Genomic DNA, 23,618 nt, shown 5'->3' on the forward strand with positions numbered 1-23,618 from the left:
TAGGTTATTGACGCAATGGACGCTGGCGCCGATGAGTTCCGCCGCTATGCGCGGCAGGTGATTTTGCCTGAAGTTGGAGCGGCGGGCCAAAAAAAAATTGGCTCGACGCGGGTATTGTGCATTGGGGCAGGAGGGCTGGGGTCGCCGGTGGCCCTGTACCTCGCTGCCGCCGGGATTGGCAAACTCGGCATTGTGGACTTTGACGTAGTAGATGTATCGAATCTTCAGCGGCAGGTCCTGCACGGGACACCCGACATTGGCCGCCCGAAAACGGCTTCAGCCCGCGAGACAATCCAACGCATCAATCCGCATGTGGAAGTCGAACTGCATGCTGTGCGCCTGACCAGCCAGAACGCGTTCGAGCTTCTCGGGGCCTATGACCTGGTGGTGGACGGCACAGACAATTTCCCCACGCGCTATTTGTCCAATGATGCTTGTGTTTTGTTGGGCAAACCAAACATTTACGGCTCCATCTTCCGGTTCGAAGGGCAGGCGAGTGTGTTCGCGCCGCACCTGGGCGCGCCGTGTTACCGTTGCCTGTACCCGGAACCGCCGCCGCCGGGCCTGGTGCCCAGTTGTGTGGAAGGCGGAGTTCTGGGAGTGCTGCCCGGGATTATTGGTTTGATTCAGGCGACTGAGGTCCTGAAACTTGCCGCAGGAATCGGGGCGCCGTTGACCAATCGCTTGTTGCTGTTCAATGCCCTCGACATGAAATTCCGCGAACTAAAGCTGAGGCGCGACCCGGAGTGTCCCGTGTGCGGCGAACGTCCCACCATCACCCGGTTAATCGATTACGAGCAGTTTTGCGGCTTAAATTCTCAAACAAAACCGATGCATCCCGACGAAGTCACTGTCCAGGAACTCCAGAAGGCCCTGCAGAACCCCAAGCTGGGCATCAAAATCATTGATGTGCGCGAACCCGATGAGCAGCGCATCGCGCGCATTGAAGGGGTGCCGCTGCTGCCCCTAAGCCAATTGGCCCACCGGTTCAACGAATTAGACCCAGCCCAGCAATATTATATTCACTGCAAAAGCGGGATGCGCTCGCTGCAGGCCTTGGAATTCCTGCGCCAGCACGGGTTCAAACATCTCAAGAGCGTCCAGGGTGGCATCACGGCGTGGTCCAATGAAATCGATCCGGCGGTGCCGAGGTACTAAGCCTGAAACATGGAGAAAGAAACAGGAGGAAAAGGAGAGAACAGAGATTTTTGAAACACTTTGTGAGCAATGGAGGCACAAACAGCGCCTCTCCATTTAATGGGCAGCCACACGGGTGCAAGCCATAGTTTTGGCTTCGTGTTCACACCTCTGTTTTCTCTGTTATCTCCCGTTCAAACTGACTGGTCACGGCCAAGGAAAACGCGCTTCAGTGCTTGGGCCGGAGCAGAATCGCTTTTTTATCCGTGCCTTCGACCTCAACGCTGTGGGTCTCGATGTTGGGGTCGTCTTTGAGGGCCTGGTGGATGATCCGCCGGTCGAAAGCGCTCAACGGCTCGAGTTCCACAACATCTCCCCAACGCCGGACTTTTTCGGCGGCTTCCATAGCTTTTTTAACCAGCGCCTCCCGGGCTTGAGCGCGGTAGCCGCTCACATCGACCATGACCTTGGGAGCCGAGGCGTCTTGCTGGAATAGCAACCGGTTGGTGATATACTGCAGGTCCGAGAGGGTTTGGCCCTGGCGGCCAATCAAGCGCCCCGAATCCTCGGTTTTGACATCGAGCAGGATGCCGTCTTCCATGTGGTGCTCCTCGACGGTGGCAGCGAAACCGAGGAGGTCGAGCATTTTTTGCAGCGTGACTTTGGGTTCAGCAGGCATAACGGAGTCGGTCATTGCGCGTTAATAGTTGAGTAAAGCACGATGGCTGCGGTTTTCCTGGCCTTTATTTCCTCTTTTTCGGCGGCGGCGTCAATACCGGAGCGGCCATTGGGGCGGTGTCCGGGTTCATGCGAATCAGCTTGGTTTGGACGATGCTCAAGAGATTCTGGACCGTCCAGTAAAGAGTCAGGCCCGCCGAGTAATTATAGAGAAAGACCATGAACATCAGAGGCATATAGCGCATGATTTTGGCCTGGCTAGGGTCCATGCCGGCTGATGGGGGCGTCAGGTGGGCCTGCCAGAGCATGGTGCCTCCCATGATCAGCGGCAGGAGATTAAAGGGAAAATTAAGGCCGGGAATGAAAAAGAGCGTATCGGGTTCGGACAGGTCAGCTACCCAAAGAAAAGGCGCGCCGCGCAACTCGATGGCGGTGCGGATCATAAAGAAGAACCCAAAAAAGACCGGCATCTGGATGAGCGTAGGCAAACAACCGCTCATGGGATTGATTTTATTTTCCTTCCAAAACTCCATCATCTTGCGCTGCTGTTTGGCGGGGTCATCTTTGTATTTTGCCTGGAGCTCCTTGATCTTGGGCTGAAGGGCCTGCATGCGCTTGGCCGAGCGTGTGCTGGCCTGGGTCAGGGGCCAGAAGACCACTTTGATGACGACGGTGATGGTGACAATGGCCCAGCCATAGGAGAGCGCCAATGTGCTATGGAGCCAATTCATCCACAACAACAGCCCCTTGGAAACAAAGCCGAAAAAGCCGAAGCCCATGACGGCGTCCACGTTGTTGTTGAACGAGGAGGCGATAGTCGCCAGGGTGCGGTACTCCTTGGGGCCGGTGTACAGGGTGACCTGCCGCTGGAGAGTCGAGTGAGAAGCCAGAGTTAAGGGTGGATAAACCAACTCTGCTTCATAGCCCACCGGTTGGCGAACCGTCCGGTACACCACTTCTTCCTGGGCCGGTTGCGGCAAATTAATCTTGCGCACCACAACTTGCGCGGCGTCCTGGTGCGGCATAACCACCAGGGCGAAGTACTGGTTGTGGACAGCGACCCACTCGACGTTGTTGCTCCCGCCGCGGAATTCGGCGGGAGGCGTGCGCGGGATGCACGCGAAACCGCTCGAAGAAAAATAGCTGGCGCCGATTTCCTGCGACTTTGCGCCGTTATACCACAGCACCCCCACGGCCGAGCCGTTATCCTGGGCATTGAGGGGCGTGGCGGTTCCGGCGAACCAGTGCTGGGCCGGGAGGTTCAGCGGGTGGTCCGAGCGGTTCTCCAACCGCACGGTTACAGTCACCAAATAATTGGTGCTCACGCCGAAATCCTTCACGATGGTGAGGCCGTTGGTCAGCGTCTTCTCGGCGCGCACGCCATTGGTAGTCTGTGTGAGAGCATACAGGCTGTCACCTTGCACCTCGGCCCCGTCGAGCAGCGCCAGAGTCGGGGCCGGCGTGAACGAGTCGAGAGTGGCCACGCCCCGGGCGCTCTGGCTCCTTCGCCGGGCGACGGTTTCCGGATATTTGAGCAGCTCGATAAGTTTCAAGCCGCCGCCAATCGAGGCGAACGTGTAATGGGCGTTGGGATTGGTGATTTCGACGAGTTGCTCCGGGACATTCGTGTCGGCGAGGAGCATGGGGGTGGGGGGGGCTTCAACCGAGGCTGGGGCAACCGGCGAGGACGGGGCCTGGTTCGAGGCGTTCAACGAGGCGTTGAGGGCGTTGGTAACGCCCGCTGGAAGGAGGCGTGGAGGAAAGAATTTATCCAGGATTGGTTTCCAGGCGAACAGCAGGAGGACACAAATAACGACGACGATGATTGAAGTACGGTCCATGAAGTCTTAGTTCGGAGCGGTCGCAGGTTTTGAGGCTGGGACTGGGTCTTCTCCGCATCCGCCCCAGGGATGACAACGGGCGATGCGCTTGAGCGCCAGCCAGCTTCCAGCGAGGGCTCCGTGCCGGGCGATGGCCTCGGCGGCAAAGGCGGAGCAGCTCGGGTGAAACCGGCATTGACCCAAAGGCCCGAAAAGGAAGGTCTTGGCCGGAGAAATCACCCAGCGATAGACTCTCACCCCGAGGATCAAAATGTATTGAGCAGGATTCACGGCCCAGTTGGTCATCCCAACAATCCTGCTTTCCGCAGGGTTGTCAAAAAATCCTTTTCAACGCCGCTAAAGCCTTTCGAGACGATGGAGGGCCGGGCCACGAGCACTAACTCCACCGGCGCAGTCAGTTCATGCTGGTGCAACCGGAAGCTCTCGCGCAAAAGGCGCCGGGCACGGTTCCGCGTTACCGCCCCCCCTACTTTAGAGGCTGTGATGACCCCTAAACGCGACTGGCCGCCCGGGGCAAGCCGTTGCCAGTTGGCTATCAAACAACCGCCGGCCAGCCGGCCGCCTTTTTGTTTGATGCGCATGAAATCCCTGCCTTCTTTGATACGGGATTGGGGGCCTAACCGCAGCGGTTGTGATTTCTGCACGGCCATGAGCCAGCATTAGACCGGCGTCAACCGCTTTCGGCCTGTGCGCCGGCGATTACGCAAGATGGCCCGCCCACTCTTACTCGAGTTACGGTTCAGAAAACCGTGCTGTCGTTTGCGTCTAATTTTTGACGGTTGGTATTGTCGCTTCATAAATCACTCTATTCCCCTGGGGGCTAAATTAACAGCAACTGACCGTGCACTTCCCACTCGACTGAGCGACGGCTTCAATTGACCTCTGGCCAGGAAATACCCCGGAAACGGACGCGAGAGCATAGCAGCGAAGGACTTCGTGTCAAGCAGGCCGAAAAATGCGGCTGGCTTTTAGGATTCAATCAGAACAGCAAAATGCAAAGCGACTGCCGCGCTGGCGTCCAGAGTGAGGCTCACTTGCGGCCTGCCTGAATGAGGCGGGAAATCGTGAGCTTCGACTGCCCTTTTCGATTCAATCGGACATTAACGACCCGCCGCCTCCATTGCTCGGTCAATCGGCGAGAGTCGCGCTCGGCCGGAACCACGTGCCAATCCTTTTCTGTTGCTCGTCCAAAAACCTCCCGCTAACGTGCGACGCGTGTTTTCCGCAGCTTCTTCGCGCGCTCCGCAAGCGGCAACGGCGGCTGGCCAGGTCTCTATGGAATACCTCCTGACGCTGCCGCCGCAAATGGCCGAGCAGTTTGGAGAGTTAGAAGGCAAATCACAGCCGCAATGGGTAGCGGCTTGTGACCCTGTTGGGCGCCCGCTCGGTTCGGGTGGCGGGACGGCCCATCTGTTGGTTGAGGCCTGGCGGCGAAATGCCTCCGGTAAACCGTTTGGTTCCTGGCTGCTGCACGGCCAGAAGCTGATCATTCACGCCGGCGGCCAGAGCAGGCGCTTGCCGGCCTACGCGCCCGCAGGCAAGTTGCTCATGCCCGTACCCGTTTTCCGCTGGGCGCGCGGCCAGCGGCTGGACCAAACGCTGCTGGACCTGCAATTGCCCTATTACGAGCGGGTCCTGGCCCACGCGCCGGAAGCCGCCGCGCTGATCACCAGCGGCGATGTGCTCCTTCGATTTGCTCCCACGCTTCCGCCTTTCCCAAAAGTCGATGTGCTGGGGTTGGGGATGTGGCTGGAACCCGAGAAGGCGCAGGATTTCGGCGTCTTCTTCTCGACGCGCAACCAGCCCGGCCAATTGGAATTCTTCCTTCAAAAACCATCGGCTGCACGAATCCGGGAGTTAGCCGAGGAGTACCTCACACTGGTGGACACCGGGATGTGGCTCTTGAGCGAGCGGGCAATTCGTGTGCTGATGGAGCGGTGCGGATGGGACGAGCGACGCCAGGAGTTCGCAGGCGCAGCCACTGCGCCCTATGAACTTTATGCGCAATTTGGGCTGGCATTGGGCAAGTCCCCTGTGGCGCCTGACCCAGCCGTCAATGCCCTCACCTGCGCGGTCGTGCCTTTACCCGAAGCCCAATTCTTTCACTTTGGCACAAGCGCGCAAATGATCGAATCGGTATCGAGCTTGCAAAACCTTGTGCTGGACCAGACCAAATTGGGGATGGCAGGCGCGCGCCGGCATCCGGACCAGGTGACCCAGAATTCGCAGGTCGATGTGCCGCTGCGTCGCGAAGGCAATCACACCCTTTGGATTGAAAACAGTGTCGTGCCGTCTTCCTGGCGGCTGGCATCCGAGCATGTCATCACCGGGGTCCCGGAGAACGATTGGAGCCTGGAGCTCCCGCCCGGGGTGTGTCTGGATTTCGTGCCGGTAGGGACGGACGATTTTTGCGTCCGGGCCTATAGTTTCAAAGACAGATTTGCCGGGAGATTTGGCGGAGAGGAAACCCGCTGGCTCGGGCGGCGGCCACAACACTGGCTCACCGCGCGCGGCCTCAAACCGGAGGACTGCGGAATTGATTTGGGAGATGATATCCAGGCATGCCAACTCTTTCCGGTTCTCTCGAAGGAGCAACTTCAAGGCTCCTTCATCGAATGGCTTTTCACCTCGGAACCGGCGCCCAATGAGAAACTGAGCGCACTGTGGCGCAGCCTGCCACGTTTTTCAGCTCAAGAGCTTTGCCAACGGGTCAATCTGCCTCGGCTTTATGCCCAGCGAGGACGCTTACGCAACGGCTGCCTGCTCCCGATGCTCAAGAACTTCCGTTCGAGCGTTTTTTTTAGACTGGACCTTGAAGGCACCGCTCGCGCCTTTGCGGCTACGGGAAACGAAGTGCCCACTTTATCCTTGGACGGCCATGCCGACCCGATGCAACCGGTCCACGGCCGAATGTTTCGCTCGGCTGTTTTGAGGCATCGGCAGGCTCCCTCCTGGCAGGAGTTCGAGCAGTCGGCTTTTGCGAAACTGCGGGAGTTGCTCATCCACGAGGCCCAACTCTCGCCTACGACGCCGCGCTGCGCCATTAAAGAGGATCAGATTGTCTGGGCTCGCAGTCCTGTCCGCTTCGACCTGGCGGGAGGCTGGACCGACACACCGCCTTACTGCATCGAGTATGGCGGCAAGGTGCTAAACCTTGCCGTGAACCTAAACGGGCAGCCGCCAGTCCAGGTCTTTGCCAGGGTTTGCCAGCGGCAAGAGATCGTCCTCCATTCCATTGATTTGGGCGCCGAAGAACGTGTGCGGACATACGCGGAGCTGGACACTTTTGGCACACCGCAGAACCCGTTTGCTTTGCCCAAAGCAGCGCTGGCGCTGGCGGGATTTCTGCCTCGGTTCAACGCCTCAGCGCGTTTCTCGAGTCTGGAGAAGCAGCTTGAGGGTTTTGGCGGGGGGATCGAGTTGTCCTTGCTCTCGGCGATTCCGAAAGGGTCGGGGCTGGGCACCAGCAGCGTTCTGGCGGCAACCGTGCTCGCAGCCCTGAGCGATCTGTGCGGGTTGGGGTGGGACCGACACGTCCTGTTTACGCGCACCTTGGCGCTGGAACAGATGCTCACCACCGGTGGCGGTTGGCAGGACCAGGCCGGGGCGCTGTTCCGCGGGATTAAGTTGATTGAGACCGCGCCGGGCCTGGCCCAGCAACCGACCTTGCGCTGGCTCCCGGACCACTTGTTCGGCCACGAGTACGCCAACCGCTCCATCCTTCTCTATTACACTGGCCTGACACGCCTCGCCCGCAATGTTCTGGGGGAAATTGTTCGTGGGCTTTTTCTAAATTCACCGGCGCACCTGGAGATCATCCAGGAAATTGGGCAGAACGCGGAATTTGCCGGGGCCGCCATTCAAAAGTGCAATTACGCGATGCTCGTGGATGCGGTGCGCCGGAGTTGGGCGCTCAATCAACGGCTTGACCCAGGCACAAACCCGCCGCCGGTGCGGGAAATCCTGGGCAGGGTCCAGGATGAGGTCGCCGCAGCCAAATTGTTGGGGGCGGGCGGGGGAGGCTACCTGCTGTTGTTTGCCGAGGACGAAACCGCCGCTGCGCGGATCAAACAGAAGCTGATCCGGCACCCGCCAAATGCGCGCGCCCGCTTTGTCGATTTTGCAGTCTCGGAAACCGGACTCGAACTGACACGAAGCTGAGGGCCGGGACTTGGTGACTGAGATTGTAAAACTTGAAATTTCCGGGCTGATGGCAAAGGATGTGCGGGATGAAACTCGACTTCCGGGCAAAAACCAAGGCCCTCTTCATACTCCATGCAACGGCGGCGGCCTTAGGCCTGATGCTGGCCGTAGCGCGAACCCCTGCGGCTCAAAGCGACTCCGCATTGCGTCCCCCCTCGGTGCCGCTTGTCGCCTGCGACCCTTATTTCAGCATCTGGTCGCCGGCGGATAAATTGACCGATGCCGATACGGTTCATTGGACGGGCAAACCGAATCGGCTCACCAGCCTGGTGCGGATTGATGGGAAGGGATTTCGCATCCTGGGCAAGGAACCGGCCGCCGTTCCCCCGCTGCCTCAAACCGGACTGCAGGTGCTCCCCACACGCACCATCTACACTTTTGAGGGTCAAGGCGTGCAGTTGACCTGCACGTTCATGACCGCCGCACTGCCCGATGACCTCATGATTTACTCGAGGCCACTGGCTTATCTGAGCTGGGCGGCTTCGGCGACTGACGGGCACGAGCACCAGGTCCAGGTTTATTTCGATGCGGCCCCGGAGATCGCCGTCAACGATCCAAAATCGCAGCAGGTCGTAACCGTGAAGCCACAGATCGAGGGTCTGGAGGTGCTGGGTGTCGGCTCCCTCGACCAGCCGGTGCTGGAGAAGAAGGGCGATAATTTGCGGATTGATTGGGGACATTTTTATGTGGCTGCGAAGGGCGCACCAATCAAATCAGAATCGGGTGGCTCGGGACAGAGGGCCTGGATTTGGGCTGAGGCGCAGCCGGAAACCTGGGCCAATCAAGGGGCACTCCCTTTCCCGGCGTCCGCCGGTCAACAGGCAGGCTCTGGCGACGGTCCTCAACGCCTCGCATTTTATTTCAACCTGGGCAAAATTACCTCCGCCCCCGTTTCCCGCTGGCTGATGCTTGCCTACGACGACGAGTATTCGATCCAGTATTTTAAACACAACCTCCGCCCTTACTGGCGCCGCAACGGTGATGACGCCGCCGCTCTCCTGAAGAAGGCCGCTGCAGAATACGAATCACTCAAAAGCCGATGCGAGAAGTTTGACGCGGACTTCATGGCTGGGCTCACAAAGGCCGGTGGTGAAAAATACGCGCGGCTTTGCGCGCTGGCTTATCGCCAATGCTACGCCGCAAACAAAGTCGTGGCCGATGCCAATGGCCAGCCGCTCATGTTTCCCAAGGAGAATTTCAGCAACGGCTGCATCGGGACAGTCGATGTCATTTATCCGATGTCGCCGCAGTTCCTTTTGTTCAGTCCGTCATTGGCCAAGGCGATGCTGGCGCCCATCCTGGACTACGCTGCCTCGCCGCGCTGGCGTTGGCCCTTTGCCCCGCATGATCTCGGCACCTATCCGTTGGCCAATGGACAGGTCTATGGCGGGGGCGAACGCACCGAGCGCGATCAGATGCCGGTCGAGGAGACTGGTAACATGCTGTTGATGCTGGGTGGCCTGGCCCAAGTCGAAGGCAACGCCGATTTCTGCTCGAAGTACTGGCCGGTCCTCAAGAAATGGGCCGATTACCTCAAAGCCAAAGGTTTTGATCCGGAGAACCAGCTTTGCACCGACGACTTTGCCGGCCATTTGGCCCACAACGTCAATCTCTCTGCCAAGGCCATCTGCGGCCTGGGGGCGTTCGCGAAGCTTTGCGCCATGCGCGGCGAGCAAGGCGAGGCTGGCGAGTTGATGAACCTGGCCAAGAGTTTTTCCGCGCGTTGGGTGAAGGAAGCCGATGATGGCGATCATTTCCGGCTCGCGTTCGATAAGCCCGGCACCTGGAGCCAGAAATATAATCTGGTTTGGGACCGCATCCTGGGCCTGAATCTCTTTGCCGATTCGGTCCGCCGCAAAGAAATGGACTTCTACAAAACCAAACAAAACGAGTTCGGCCTGCCGCTCGATAATCGCAAACAATATACGAAGCTCGACTGGACACTCTGGACGGCGACCCTGACCCAGGAGCGCCCTGATTTTGAAGCCCTGGTCGCGCCCATCTGGCGTTTTTTAAATGAAACCCCAAACCGCGTTCCAATGACCGATTGGTTTTGGACACAGAACGCCCGGCAAACCGGCTTTCAAGCACGCTCGGTCGTGGGCGGAGTTTTTCTTCAAATGCTCTATGATACCGCTGGGTGGAAACAATGGGCCGAACGCGACAGGACCAAAGCGGCAAACTGGGCGCCGTTTCCGAAGCCGCCCAAGATCGTGGTGGTCATTCCCACGTCGGAAGAGCGGCCCATGGGCTGGCGCTACACGACTCAACCGCAGGCCGTGGGTTGGTTCCAACCCGACTTTGACGACTCGTCATGGAAAGAAGCCCCTGGGGGTTTTGGCACCGAGGGGACTCCCGGCGCCGTGGTGCGCACCGAGTGGAACACGGCGGACATCTGGCTGCGCCGCGAGTTTACGCTGCCAGCGGGCAAGTGGACTGACATCGAGTTGCGGGTGCATCACGATGAAGACGCCGAGATTTATTTGAATGGCGTGCAGGCCGCCAGGCTTCCAGGGTTTATCACAGAATATGAAACCGTCCCGATGAAGCCCAAGGCCCAGAGGGCCCTCAAACCCGGCAAGAATGTGCTGGCCGTGCATTGCCATCAAACGACAGGCGGCCAGTATATCGATGCCGGCCTGGTCGAGGTGCAATCGAGCAATAACTGAGACGCCACACCCGGCGTACCATGAACGACCCCGCGATCAGGACCGCCGACAGCCAAAGACTCAGGGCCGCCGGTGGTTCAATCGCCAGGCGGGGCATTGCCAATTATCGCTGGGTCATTTGCGCGCTGTTATTTTTCGCCACCACTATCAATTACATCGATCGGCAAATACTCGCCCTGCTCAAAGAAATCCTCGACCAAAAAATCGGCTGGACGAACGAGCAATTCGGGTTTGTAAACTCGGCTTTCCAATTCTCCTACGGCCTGGGCCTGCTGGGCTTCGGATGGTTTGTGGACCGGTTCGGCACCAAGCTCGGTTACGCAGTGTCCATCGCCGCCTGGAGCGTCGCGGCGGCTTCCCATGCCCTGGTGGGCAGTGTCAGCGGGTTCCTCGCCGCCCGCGCCGCCCTCGGTTTGGGCGAGTCGGGTAACTTCCCTTCTGCGGTGAAGGCCGTGGCGCTGTGGTTCCCCAAACGCGAGCGGGCGTTTGCAACCAGCATCTTCAACGCCGGCACCAATGTCGGACCATTGATTGCGCCGCTGCTTATTCCGGCAATGGCTTTTGCGTGGGGCTGGCAATCCACCTTCCTGGCCGCCGGCGCAGCCGGGCTGCTTTGGCTCTTTCTTTGGATTCCCTTTTATGATGCGCCCGATAAAAGCCGGTATGTAACTCAAGCGGAGCTCGATATGATAGCGGATGCCAGGCAAGAGGTTCATCAAAAGGTCTCTTGGCTGGGCCTGCTGAGATACCGCCAAACCTGGTCGTTCATTTTGGCCAAGTTTCTCACGGACCCTGTTTGGTGGTTTTTCCTGATTTGGTTGCCGGATTTTTTCAGGCAGACGCGCGGCCTGGACATCCGCAAGAGCTGGATTCATCTCGTGACGATTTATGGGATCGTCACCGTGCTGAGTATTTTTGGCGGGTGGATAACCGGCTATCTCACCCAAAAGGGCTGGAGCGTCACCCGCGCTCGCAAAACCGGGATGCTCATCTTCGCCCTCTGCGTGGTGCCGGTCCTGGCCGTCAGCCGGGTAGGTGATTGGGCGGCGGTGTTGCTCATTGGCGTGGCGGCCTCGGCGCACCAGGCCTGGTCTGCCAACCTCTTTACGACGGTATCGGATATGTTTCCCAGCCAGGCTGTCGCTTCCGTGGTTGGCATCGGCGGAATGGCTGGGTCGGTCGGTGGTTTTATCTTTCCAATCGTTGCCGGGGGGATGCTGGACCATTTCAAAGCAGTCCAGAATATTCGGGCGGGCTATGCCATCCTGTTCGGCATTTGCGCGTGCGCGTACGTGGTGGCCTTCGTCCTGAATCACCTCCTGGCGCCGCGTTACGAACCAATCGAGTTGTAAAAAAGGGCGCTTATCCCGCACGCTGCAGTCGCAATTATGAACTTTTTATTTCGAGCCACTTCTTTCCGCGCTGCGCTTTTGCTGGCATCCTCTCTTTGCTCGGTCACCGCCTCGTCTTCCTTGACTCTCTGGTACACCAAACCCGCCGAAAAGTGGGTCGAGGCCATTCCTATTGGCAATGGACAGCTTGGGGCCATGGTCTTTGGTGGCGTCACAACCGAGCGCCTCCAGCTTAACGAGGACACTCTCTGGACCGGGCAGCCGCATGAATACCAGCACGAGGGTGCGGCCAAGTACCTGCCAACGATCAGGCAACTGCTGTTTGAGGGCAAACAGAAGGAAGCCGAGGACCTCGCCGAGAACCAGTTCATGAGCGTGCCGCTTCACCAAAAAGCCTACCAGCCTTTCGGCGACCTGCGCCTATTCTTCCCCGGCCACACCAATGCCATTAATTACCGGCGCGAGCTCAATCTGGAAACCGCCGTCGCCAAGGTCAGCTATGAAGCCGGCGGTGTGCGATTTGAGCGGCGCTTTTTTGCGAGTTATCCGGACCGGGTGATTGTCTGTTCGATCGAGGCAGACAAGCGGGGCAAGGTTGGTTTCATCGCCAAGCTCGACAGCCCGCATGCAGCGGCTCGGATTTTGAGGCGCGGTGGCGATCAACTTGCATTAGTTGGCGAAGTCCAATCGGGCGGCATCCGCTTCGAATCACGTGTCCGGGTTATCGCGCGTGGCGGCAAGATAACCGTAAACGACGATGTCATTAGCGTTCAAGGGGCCGACTCGGCCCTGATTTGGCTTTCAGCCGCCACAAGTTTCAGGAATTACCACGATATCAGCGCCGACCCGGCGGAACGGTGCGAGGCCGTTATGAAGGCGATTGCGGGAAAGAGCCTCGCCACCCTGCTAAGGAGACACGAGGCCGATTACCAGAAGCTATTCCGTCGAGTGGCGCTTGATCTCGGTTCCTCCGAGGCCTGCCAGCTTCCGACCAATCAGCGCCTCAAGCAGGCGGCTACAGAATCTGACCCGCAGCTTGCGACCCTTTATTTTCAGTTTGGCCGCTATCTGCTGATCGCCAGCAGCCGGCCCGGGGGAGAGCCGGCCAATCTCCAGGGCCTTTGGAACGATAAACTGGAACCGCCCTGGGACAGTAAGTGGACCGTCAACATCAATACCGAAATGAACTACTGGCCGGCGGAGGTCTGCAATTTGTCCGAATGCGCCGAGCCGTTGTTTGATTTGATTGCTGATTGCGCTGTGACGGGTGAAAAGACGGCTAAAGCTCATTATAATGCGCGTGGCTGGGTCCTGCACCACAACACGGACATCTGGCGCGGCACGGCGCCCATCAACGCCTCAAATCACGGCATCTGGGTCACCGGCGGGGCCTGGCTTTGCCATCATCTCTGGGACCACTACCTGTTCACGGGCGACACCGAATTCCTGAAGACCCGCGCCTATCCCATCATGAAAGAGGCTGCCCTGTTTTTCACCGATTTCCTCGTGCGCGACCCCAAAACCGGCTGGCTCATAAGCGGGCCGTCCAACTCCCCTGAGGAAGGCGGTTTGGTTATGGGCCCGACGATGGACCATCAGATCATTCGCGACCTGTTCGCCAACACAGCCCAGGCAGCGACCTTGCTGGGCGTGGACGCGGACCTCGCCGCCAAGCTCACCACGATGCGCCGCCAAATCGCTCCGAACCAAATCGGCAAATATCACCAACTCCAGGAATGGCTCGAAGACAAGGATGATCCAAATAACCAACACCGGCATTGCTCCCATTTATGGGCGGTGTATCCCGGCTGGGAGATCACCCCGCGCGGAACGCCCGAACTGTGCGCGGCGGCAAAGCAATCGCTCATTTTCCGTGGCGACGGCGGAACCGGCTGGAGCAAGGCCTGGAAAATCAATTTCTGGGCCAGGTTCCAAGACGGGGACCACGCGCACAAGATGCTGGCCGAGGCGCTTTCGGGGAACACTTTTCCCAATCTGTTCGACGCGCATCCGCCCTTCCAGATTGACGGCAATTTCGGCGGCACAGCCGGCATAGCCGAAATGCTTCTCCAGAGTCATGAGGTCCAGTCCAAAACTGCGCAAGACGACGGCAGCCGAGGCACATCGAGAATAGAGGGAGAGCGGGATGTCGAGTTGCTACCGGCCCTGCCTAGCGCCTGGCCGAGCGGGTCGGTCAAAGGCTTAAGAGCGCGCGGCGGGTTCGAGATGGATTTAACCTGGCGCGATGGGAAGCTGACCCGCGCCACCGTCCGTTCCCTGCTGGGCAATCCCTGCAGGCTGCGGCTCGGAGAAAAGATGGTCGAGTTATCAACCCGCCGTGGAAGGTCGTATTCCTTTGACGGCGAATTACGCAGACTCTGATTCTGCCTTTTTCGATCGGCTCTTACGGCGTGACCACTTTATAGAACCGTTGCGCGGCAGTGGATGAGTCGGTGATGGATTTAACTGTGCCATCGCCGAGCAGCGTGGTCAGAAGAGTCCAGTTGCCGCTCGACAAGTCGTTGCGGTAAAAAACGCGGTACGTCACGCCGGCCAGGGTCGGCACCGAGACCAGCACGCTGCTGCCGGAAACCTTGGCGGACAGGCTGACGCCGGAGGCCGGCACGAGCATGAAATAATTCGGGTAACAAAGGCCGGTCGAGGTCGAGAGCCGCAGGGTGGTGGCGCCATTCAGGCTCACGAGGGCCGGGGCCGCCAGGCCATCATCGGTCAACATCACCCACGTATGCGTCTGGTTCCCCTGCCCGACAGCGCCCCAACGGCCTAAATGACTGGTGACCTGGTTGGTCGTCCCTGCTCCTCGGAGCACCTGGGCCAAATCCATCGAGTATGGCCCGAGACCGGCTGAGCGCGCATAGATATAGAAAGTGCCGGCCGGATAATCCCGTGTGTAGTTAGCCCAGTCGCCGATGCCGAACCAAGCCAGGTGATAATCAAATGCGCCAAAATTGACGAAGACATCGCGGAGATAATCCTGCGCCTGCTCCTGCGGGATGCCGTCGGAACGGTATTGGAACTGCTCGCCGCTGATTGGGGAATGTTGGAAATCGATATTGGTTACAGCCTGGGCTCTCGGATAGATGCTGTCGTCATAGGCATCGGGTATCCAGTTGGTGACAAACTGGCCGGCGCCATAGTCGAAATCCTCCGCTTCGAACATGAAATTATCCTGGCTGAAAGTGTCGAAAGCATTGGTGACGGCGATGCCGTGACCGAGAGAGTTGGTGATAGTGATAATGGCGGTGTGTACGGCGTTCGGCAGGAGGCCCGGAAAGGCGACGCTGTTGCTTGAACTGGACCCGGCAATCACCAGGTCAGAGGAAACGTCGCTGCCATCCACGACAACTTTGATCGACCCGGCCGGGAAAGTGGCCCCGATTGTTGTCACATTGAAACTCAGCGCATTGGTGTATTCGAAAGGATGCGCGCCGGTCGGATAGAGGTTGTTGAGGATGGGCAGATCGATCTCGCCTGCCACAAGCGCGAAGAAATTGGGCAGGAGATTGCCCCCGCTGGTGACGCGCAGGGTGGTTTTGCCATTCAGCGTCACATTGGCGATGTTGCCGTTGGTGTCCCTGAGAAAGATGTTCTCGAAGCTCGTCCAACCTTTGCCATTGGCAATGGTAAACGTGCCGAGGTCTGTCGTCGAGGAATCGGGATTGACAGTGCTCAACGTAAGCGAACCAGACAAACTCACGTCGGTTGAAAGGCGGCCAATGACCCAATAGGTGGCGTTGGACCAGTCCCGCGTATAATTGACCCACTCGCCGCTGTTGAACGGGTCGAGCCTGTAATCCTGGACCCCGGCAAGGACGTGGTCTTTGCGCAAGTAATCGCCGGAAATCACGGTGCCCATCGGGTCATCAGGCCGGTAGAGGTGCGTCGGACCGATGTGCAGGTTATGCTCGTCCACACCTTCGACCCCGACCGTCCCAAAGTAACAGTTCGGATTGCCAGGCGCGTCGCAGAGTTGTGGGAAATCGATGTACATCCCGTTGGTGAAATCGAAATCTTCGGCTTCCCACAAATACAAAATGGGCGGGATGCCGACCCAGGCGGTCTCGAAATAAGTATTGGCAGAGGCGGTTAAACCAAAACTGTCGGTCGCCGTAATGGAGGCGGTGTAGGTGGAATTGGATTGCAGGCCGTAGTAGGCGACGTTTTTGTTGGAGGTGGACCCGCTGATGACCAGGTTTGAAGAGATATCCATGCCATTGAGGGTAACATCGATCCCGCTGCTCGGGATCGTAAAGCCGCTGGGTGAACTTACGTTGAACGTCAGGCCGTCACTGGGATTGACAAAAATCATGTTTTGCGGGAAGAGGCTGCCGATGCTGGGGGGAACGGCGCCGCTAACCTGGTCCAGAACGGCACTGTCAAAATAGCAAGAGCCGCTCTCGCTTCCGGCCTGGAGGTAGGCGTAGGTGTAGCGGACTGTTTTGGCGCCTATCGGCGCCACCAATTGGCTCACCGTGCCAGTCACGGCGTAGGTGGTGAAGTAGGGATCGCCCGTAGGCACCGGCGACGATACGTCGCAGGCATTCGTGACCTGATATTGGAACCAAGCATCCGTTCCAACACTCGCTGAGAAACTATCTGATTTATACAACGCCAGAAGGTTGCCGCCGGCATCGCGAAAGGAAACTTCCATCCAAACATAACAATCAGGGCCCAATGTATCTGTGCTCTTGGTATAAAACCAACCGCCGGCTTGGTAGGTGGAGCCTGGGGCGCTGCTGAAGTCCTGGTAAATGCCCGCCACGTTGTTGGTTGGAGCGGGCAGGTAAGAAGCCCCCCACTGCTTCCACCCAACCAGCCCACTCTGAGCCGGCGGCTCGACCCAATAGTTGCCGAATGTCTGGGCATTGGGTGGCGCAAAACGGGTCCACCCAATCGGCAGGACATGGCCGCTATTTTGCTCAAAACTCGGGTTGATAAGCAGATTGGCCGCCTCCGTATGGCGGGCCAGGAACATCATCGCAATTAAAGCCAAAAAGATGGGCCGCTTCAAATTCAAGGCCCCCCTTTGCTGAGCGGGGCGATCGCTGCAGGATGGGGATTTTGTTTTCATACACAGCATTGGTTCGCTTCCAACACGCGCTTAACGCGAAGGAGCGGCTGTACCATGCCAAGCAGACCGTCATCTGTCAATCTTTATGGGCGGACCCGGGGAACCCTCAAATCTCAAGAATTAAAGAAACGTCTGCTCCTGGCGGTCGATGCCCTTTTCATTTGAAGTTGGCGCTCCGGGGGTGATATGCTGGCATACAATTCGGGCCGCATGCAAATGAAACGACCGCTGTTTTTGTGCTTTCTTTTCCTGGCCGCCGCTGCGCCCATCGCCTCTGCCATCCAAGCCCCTGCAGGCCTGATTGTCCGCACAGGCGACCTGAGCCTGGTCTTGCACTGGGACAAAGTGATCGATCCCACCCTTGCAGGCTATCGGGTCTATCGTTCACAGAATAGCGGAGCAAGTTTCACACTGCTCACCTCGACTTTGCTGACCTCACCTGGTTATTGCGATTTAAGCGTCAGCGATGGCCAGACAAACGTTTATTACGCTACTGCGGTGGATACCTCTTCACAGGAAAGCCCGCCCTCGGCAATAATTACCGCAGCACCCCATCCCTTCGCCAGCGATGACGATTTCCTCGATTACGTGCAGGCGGCCAATTTCGATTATTTCTGGTATCTGGCAAATCCGAATAATGGCCTGGTGCCCGACCGGAGCGCAGCGGGGTCGGCCTGCAGCATCGCGGCCGTGGGGTTCGGGCTGACGGCGATTGGCATCGGCATCGATCACGGTTGGATTTCACGCACTCAAGGCGTGGCGCGCGTTTTGACCACGTTGAACACCTTTCTTCTAGGGTCGCAGGGAGCCGGCAGCACAGGAGTCATCGGTTACAACGGCTGGTTTTATCACTTCCTCGATATGAATACCGCCCTGCGGTCTGGCTCCAGTGAGTTGTCTTCCATCGACACGGCTCTGTTGCTGGCCGGCATTCTTTATTCCAAGCAGTATTTCAACGGCGCCAACGCCGATGAAACGGCCATTCGAACCGCCGCTGACGCAATTTTCAATCGAGTCAACTGGGCCTGGATGGCACAAGGCACCGACGCGGTGGCAATGGGTTGGGCGCCCGGCTCCGGTTTCCAAGGTTACGGCAACTGGGTGGGTTATGACGAGGCGATGCTCATCTATATCCTGGGCCTGGGGACCGCGACCAATCCCCTGCCGGCTTCGGCGTGGAGCCGTTGGACCAGCGGTTATACCTGGGCCACTTATTACGGGTATTCCTATGTGCCCCTGCCGCCATTGTTCGTGCACCAATATTCCCATTGCTGGATTGATTTCCGGCATGTCGCCGACGCCTTCATGAACAGCCACAACACCACCTATTTCGAGAACTCGCGTCGTGCCAGCCTGGTCCAGCAGCAGTACTGCATTGCAAATCCGAAGGCGGAAGTGGGCTACAGCAGCAACGTGTGGGGATTGACGGCTTGTGACGGGCCCAGCGGGTATAACGCTCGCGGCGCCCCGGCAGGGCTTGACGACGGCACCGTCGCTCCCACCGCGGCAGGAGGCTCGATGGCTTTCACGCCGGAGCTTTCTCTGCCAACTTTGCGGTATTTCTACAGCCATTTTCGCCCGCGGATTTGGACTGCATACGGATTCCGGGACGCTTTCAATCTAGGCGCTCAATGGTATGGGTCGGATGAGCTGGGCATCGACCAGGGGCCGATCGTGATTATGATCGAGAACTATCGCACGCAAAATGTCTGGCGGCTCATTATGCGCAATCCCGAAGTCCAACGCGGGATGCAACGGGCTGGATTCGTCCCGCTCTCGTTCATGAATCCCACACTCCAGCCCATCTGGAGCCAGGACGCAGTGAACCTGAGTTGGGCCGCCTTGACCGGACGCGCGTATCAGGTGGAATGGTCACCCGACCTGGAGGGCTGGTTTACCTCGCCCCTGGGCGAACAGCTCGCGACGAATACAACAGCAACCTGGACCGATAACGGGCCGCCCGGCACGTCCCTGGCGCCGACCAACGCCACCCAAAGGTTCTATCGGGTGGTCCAGTTCGGCACACCGTAGCTTTAAGAACATCACGCGTGCGCATCCGTTTCTTATTGGGGCCGGCGGGGAGTGGAAAGACCTATCGATGCCTGGCGGAGATTCGTGAGGCGCTATTGGGCGCGCCTGCCGGAGCGCCGTTGTTGCTGGTGGCCCCAAAGCATACCACCTACCAACTGGAGCGCCGGCTCCTGAGTGAGCCGACGCTGGAAGGCTATACCCGTTTACAAATTCTCTCCTTTGAGCGGCTCGCCTGGTTCACCTTCGATTGGCTCGAGCAGCCTTCGCCCAACATGCTCGATGAGGAAGGCCGGCTCATGGTCTTGCGCGGATTGCTCGCGCGAAAGCGCGACGATTTAAAGCTGTTTCGCGCCAGCGCGCGGCTGACCGGCTTTGCGCAGCAGCTCAGCCTGGTTCTGCGCGACCTGCAACGCAACCAACTCACGCCCGATTCCCTGCGCGCGTTGGCCGCGCAGATGAGCCAGAGCGAGGGGTTAAGCTTTAAACTCCAGGACTTGGCCGTCCTGCTGGCGGAGTATCTCAATTGGCTTAAAGGGCATGATTTGTTGGACACAGATTCCGTTTTGGCTGCGGCAACTGAGGCGCTAATGACCCGAGCCGCAATTGGGAAATCCTTATTCAACGCTTCTGGAGTCTATGGCGCAGCCGGAGGAGGCCTAATCCATTCGATTTGGGTTGATGGTTTCGCGGAGTTTTCCCAGCAGGAATTGGATTTCCTGGCCGCGCTGGTGTTGCATTGCCAACAGGCTGCCATCTCATTGTGCCTCGATCCCGAAGCCACGGGACAAAGCTCATGGCTCTCCCCATGGTCGGGCATCCGGCGAACTTTTGAGAACTGCCGGAAACGACTGGCCCTCTTGCCCGGGGCTGAGCTTGCAGTGGAGACATTGCCTCGGGAAGCCGGCAAGAACCGGTTTTGCGGGAAGTCTGTTTTGCAGCATCTGGAACGATTCTGGCCAACGCCACAGCCGTATCGGAGCGAGGAAGGCTCGATTGAAACACCGGGCCTGAGCCTGGTCGCGTGCCCGGACCCGGAGGCGGAGGTCATCCATGCAGCGCGTGAGGTGTTGCGCTTTGTGCGGGGTGGCGGGCGCTATCGCGAGGTCATGGTGCTGGTCCGCCAACTCGAGCCTTACTATCAATCGTTTCAGCGAATCTTTTCACGGTACGAGATTCCATTTTTTCTGGATCGGCGCGAATCAGTCGCGCATCACCCGCTGGCGGAACTGACCCGCAGCGCCTTGCGTACGGTCGCCTTCCATTGGCAGCGCGAGGATTGGTTTGCGGCGCTCAAGACCGGGCTGGCGCCGGCCCGAGAAGAGGAGATTGATCGGTTAGAGAATGAAGCGCTGGCACGGGGCTGGCAGGGGACAATCTGGCAAAAGCCGGTCCACATCCCGGAGGACCCCGCCCTCAGCCAATGGCTGGCCCGCCTGCAAACACAGCTCGTGCCGCCCTTTCAACGGCTCGCATTGGGCATGGCCTTGTGCGACACCAAACCCACCGGCCCGCAATTGGCCCAGGCGCTGCGCGAATTGTGGCGCAGTTTAAAAATAGAAGCCCGGCTTGAGGACTGGACAGCAAATGACGCCAGTGGCGCCAGGTTCCGCCTGCCCGGATCGGTGCACACAACCGTTTGGGACCAGATGAATGCCTGGCTCGATAACGTCGAACTGGCATTTCCTGGCGAGGCGCTCTCGTTGCGCGAGTGGCTGCCCATTCTCGAAGCTGGACTCGCCAACCTGACGGTGGGGCTCATTCCACCGGCCCTGGACCAGGTGCTGATTGGCGCGGTCGATAGGTCGCGCAACCCGGATGTCAGGCTCGCCCTGGTGCTCGGGATGAATGAGACCCTTTTCCCCTGCCACACCACGGCGGGCGGGCTGCTCACAGAGAGCGACCGGCACGAACTGGAGCGAAGCAATGTACTCCTGGGCGCCACATCCCGCCAGCACCTCGCAGCCGAGTGGTATCACGCCTACATCGCCTTCACCCGCCCGAGAGAACGGCTGGTTATCACCTGGGCATCCTGCGATTCCCGCGGGGCGCCGCTCAACCCTTCACCTTTCCTGTCGCGCATCCGTCAACTCTTCCCGTCCATTAAACTCGATACGGTTCGCCAGACCCTCGACTGGCATGAGGCCGAGCATGTCGTGGAACTTATCCCGTCCTTTTTAAAGATTGAGTCGTTGGCCTCGGAAAATCGACAAGAGGCGGATGTTGAACCACCGGCTGGCCCCAACTCACTGGTCGAGTTGCCCGAAGTAGCTTCAATGCTGCGCGAAATGGGCCATTTCCAAAATCCAAAAGCCGGCGAGGCCCTTGACCCCGAACTGGCCACCCGTTTGTACGGTCCCGCTCTGCGGACCTCGGTCAGCCGCCTCGAACAATTCGCTGCCTGCCCCTTCAGATTTTTTGTTCATTCGGGCTTGCGCGCCCAAGAGCGCCAGCTATTCGAGCTGGATGTAAGGGAGCAAGGGAGTTTTCAGCATGATGTGCTGGCATTATTCCATGAGCAGTTGCGCCGGGAAGGCAGACGCTGGCGCGACATCTCACCCGCCGAGGCGCGCCAGCGTCTTGGCCAGGCAGCCAAAGGCCTGACGGCCAGCTACCGCGACGGCTTGCTCGAATCAAATGAAAAGACCCGGTTCATGGCACGGCTCTTAACCGAGACGCTGCAGGATTTTGTTGAAACATTGACCGGCTGGATGGCCGGGCAGTACCAGTTCGACCCTGTGGAGGTCGAGTTGCCCTTTGGCAGCGAGGGTGAGGCCCCGCCGTGGGTTGTGCCTTTGGACTCTGGGCGCCGGCTGGAACTGCGCGGGCGAATTGACCGCATCGATCTTTGGCGAATTCCGGGGGGCAACGAGGCCTTATGCGTCGTGGTAGATTATAAATCCAACCACAAACAATTGGACCCGGTTTTCGTTGAGCACGGCCTGCAATTGCAATTGCTGGGGTACCTGAACGTGTTGCGGCATTGGCCTGACCCGCTGACCACGTTCGGCGCGGCGCGGCTGGTTCCTGCGGGTGTTTTCTATGTTAACCTGCGGGGCAAGCGCGAGGCGGAGGAAAACCGGACTGAAGCGCTGGCCGCTCCGGAACAGGCCCGCAAGCTGGCCTACCGCCACACGGGCCGTTTTGACACGCGGGCCTTGCCCCAACTCGACGCCCGTCCCGGCGCGCGCGAGGGGGACCAGCTCAACTACAAACGGAACAACCAGGGCGGAATTTATAGGTCCTCGCGTGAGGCCATGGATTCTGCAGCATTCCAGGCCCTGCTCGACTCCGTAGAAACGAATTTAAAAGAAATGGGGCGCCGGATTTACGCCGGGGACGTTGCGATTGATCCGTACCGCAAAAACTCGACCACCGCTTGCGACCAATGCAGCTACCAGTCGGTCTGCCGCATTGACCGCTGGACTCATCATTTCCGCGTGCTGCGCAAAACAAACGCTACGGCATCGGCTTCTCCAACCTGAAGCTGCGGATCCAATTGCCTGGCTTTGTTTTAGCCACCCAGAACGATTCCCCCACGCCAATGATAGGAGGCCCTGCGGTCCATTTGCCATCCGCATAAGGATGCAACACATACTTCTGGCCGTCCCGATCAAACAAGTGAATCACGTCGCCATTGGTGATGGGGAAATGGAGATCGTCCTGGAGGTTCCCGGCCTGGGGCACCAGCGAACTGCGAATGGAAAAGCCTGAGGGCACCGGCTGCGACAACTGCCCCTGCAAAACCTCTCCCACAAAACTGGCGGATTTGTAATCCGAGGTCGGATTGAAAAAAATGGCGCCTTCTCCCGGCAAGAGGCGCTCCGTCGGATTGCTCCATTTGCCGCCTTTGATAGCATTCTCCGAAAGGCGGAACAGGCGCGTATCGAACCGGTTCAGGGTTGTGCCGTCCGGCCAGCGTTCGAACGTCTGGCTGACGGTTCGGTTGGTGTGGAACGGATTGGCAATCATGGAAAAGCCTGGGGGCAGCGACACGGACGCGTAGCCGATGACGTTTTCCGAGAGCCGGTCGGCCGCGGTCATATGGTAAAAGCGGTAGGTAAATTTGAAGGCTTCTGAATCGATGACCTCGATTGTCGCCTCGCTGGCCGTGCCGTGCATGAGCGCGTTCCACGTCCGCAAATCCGTCGAGGCCAGGACGCGATACTCTATTCCCTTTGCCAGCGATGCCTTGAACCGGAACGGCCCATAAGGAAAGCGCATCGGGTCCAGCAGGACCGGCGGCCCGCTGGCCTTCGGCTTACGCCCTGCCAGGGCTGCTGCGCGATTCCCGATCTTCTGTATTAGCGAATTAATTTTCACCCGGTAAGCACGTCTCTACGAGGCCACTGCCCATCAGTGGCCCAGGGTCATACATCCTTGTAGCGGGAACGAAGCCGTTCGGCAATAGGGATTTAAGTAAACGCGCTCTAACCATCCTTACGGATAGAGCCGGTAGTACCTGGGGCGTGTGGCAATGGCGTCATAAACAACGTATTGGTTGCCTTCGATGGTTACCGGCAGATTGAGGTCGGTCCAGGGCCCCGTCGGCGATGTCGAGTATTGCAAGGTCTCACCCGGGAAATTGGTGGACCACGCAATCCGCACCAGGTTATTG

The 23,618-nt window shown here is 58.8% G+C and carries 14 protein-coding genes; 7 read left to right on the plus strand and 7 right to left on the minus strand.

Going from position 1 to position 23,618, the window contains the following annotated elements; translation table 11 throughout:
- Positions 1-15 precede the first annotated feature (15 nt).
- Positions 16-1,158, plus strand: coding sequence for a molybdopterin-synthase adenylyltransferase MoeB (moeB, locus tag VG146_22550; GenBank protein ID HEV2395141.1), 1,143 nt, complete (start codon positions 16-18; stop codon positions 1,156-1,158).
- A gap of 208 nt (positions 1,159-1,366) precedes the next feature.
- Here the strand turns inward: moeB and VG146_22555 are convergent, their stop codons facing one another.
- The 5 genes from VG146_22555 to rpmH are packed head-to-tail and all read right to left on the minus strand — an operon-like array spanning position 1,367 to position 4,453.
- Positions 1,367-1,831, minus strand: coding sequence for a R3H domain-containing nucleic acid-binding protein (locus VG146_22555; protein ID HEV2395142.1), 465 nt, complete (start codon positions 1,829-1,831; stop codon positions 1,367-1,369).
- Between the two features lie 49 nt (positions 1,832-1,880).
- Positions 1,881-3,656, minus strand: coding sequence for a membrane protein insertase YidC (yidC, locus tag VG146_22560; GenBank protein ID HEV2395143.1), 1,776 nt, complete (start codon positions 3,654-3,656; stop codon positions 1,881-1,883).
- A gap of 6 nt (positions 3,657-3,662) precedes the next feature.
- Positions 3,663-3,926, minus strand: coding sequence for a membrane protein insertion efficiency factor YidD (yidD, locus tag VG146_22565; protein HEV2395144.1), 264 nt, complete (start codon positions 3,924-3,926; stop codon positions 3,663-3,665).
- Between the two features lie 11 nt (positions 3,927-3,937).
- Positions 3,938-4,306, minus strand: a complete 369-nt coding sequence (rnpA, locus tag VG146_22570) for a ribonuclease P protein component (GenBank protein HEV2395145.1) — start codon at positions 4,304-4,306, stop codon at positions 3,938-3,940.
- A 9-nt stretch (positions 4,307-4,315) separates the two neighbouring features.
- A complete protein-coding gene (gene rpmH, locus VG146_22575) occupies positions 4,316-4,453 on the minus strand; it encodes a 50S ribosomal protein L34 (protein ID HEV2395146.1) in 138 nt (45 codons plus the stop codon).
- Between the two features lie 418 nt (positions 4,454-4,871).
- Here rpmH and VG146_22580 point away from each other — a divergent pair, with 418 nt between their 5' ends.
- The 4 genes from VG146_22580 to VG146_22595 all read left to right on the plus strand — a co-directional run bounded on the left by VG146_22580 (position 4,872) and on the right by VG146_22595 (position 14,262).
- On the plus strand, positions 4,872-7,817 hold the full coding sequence (locus tag VG146_22580; protein ID HEV2395147.1) for a bifunctional fucokinase/fucose-1-phosphate guanylyltransferase: 2,946 nt from the start codon (positions 4,872-4,874) through the stop codon (positions 7,815-7,817).
- A gap of 68 nt (positions 7,818-7,885) precedes the next feature.
- A complete protein-coding gene (locus VG146_22585) occupies positions 7,886-10,528 on the plus strand; it encodes a DUF4965 domain-containing protein (protein ID HEV2395148.1) in 2,643 nt (880 codons plus the stop codon).
- 20 nt (positions 10,529-10,548) lie between these two features.
- Positions 10,549-11,880: an MFS transporter gene (locus tag VG146_22590; GenBank protein ID HEV2395149.1), complete on the plus strand. Its 1,332-nt coding sequence runs from the start codon at positions 10,549-10,551 to the stop codon at positions 11,878-11,880.
- Between the two features lie 36 nt (positions 11,881-11,916).
- Positions 11,917-14,262, plus strand: coding sequence for a glycoside hydrolase family 95 protein (locus VG146_22595; protein HEV2395150.1), 2,346 nt, complete (start codon positions 11,917-11,919; stop codon positions 14,260-14,262).
- A gap of 22 nt (positions 14,263-14,284) precedes the next feature.
- Here VG146_22595 and VG146_22600 read toward each other — a convergent pair whose 3' ends face one another.
- Entirely contained in the window at positions 14,285-16,972 is a 2,688-nt protein-coding gene (locus VG146_22600) for a hypothetical protein (protein HEV2395151.1), read from the minus strand.
- 216 nt (positions 16,973-17,188) lie between these two features.
- On the opposite strand from VG146_22600, the gene VG146_22605 reads away from it, so the two are divergent.
- A complete protein-coding gene (locus tag VG146_22605; GenBank protein HEV2395152.1) occupies positions 17,189-19,003 on the plus strand; it encodes a glucoamylase family protein in 1,815 nt (604 codons plus the stop codon).
- A gap of 17 nt (positions 19,004-19,020) precedes the next feature.
- A complete protein-coding gene (locus VG146_22610) occupies positions 19,021-22,485 on the plus strand; it encodes a PD-(D/E)XK nuclease family protein (protein ID HEV2395153.1) in 3,465 nt (1,154 codons plus the stop codon).
- Here the strand turns inward: VG146_22610 and VG146_22615 are convergent.
- Positions 22,460-23,323 carry a hypothetical protein gene (locus tag VG146_22615; protein HEV2395154.1) on the minus strand — a complete coding sequence of 288 codons (864 nt, stop codon included), beginning with the start codon at positions 23,321-23,323 and terminating at the stop codon, positions 22,460-22,462. The genes VG146_22610 and VG146_22615 overlap by 26 nt on opposite strands.
- Positions 23,324-23,618 lie beyond the last annotated feature (295 nt).

This window comes from Verrucomicrobiia bacterium (assembly GCA_035946615.1).
GTDB lineage: Bacteria > Verrucomicrobiota > Verrucomicrobiia > Limisphaerales > UBA8199 > DASYZB01.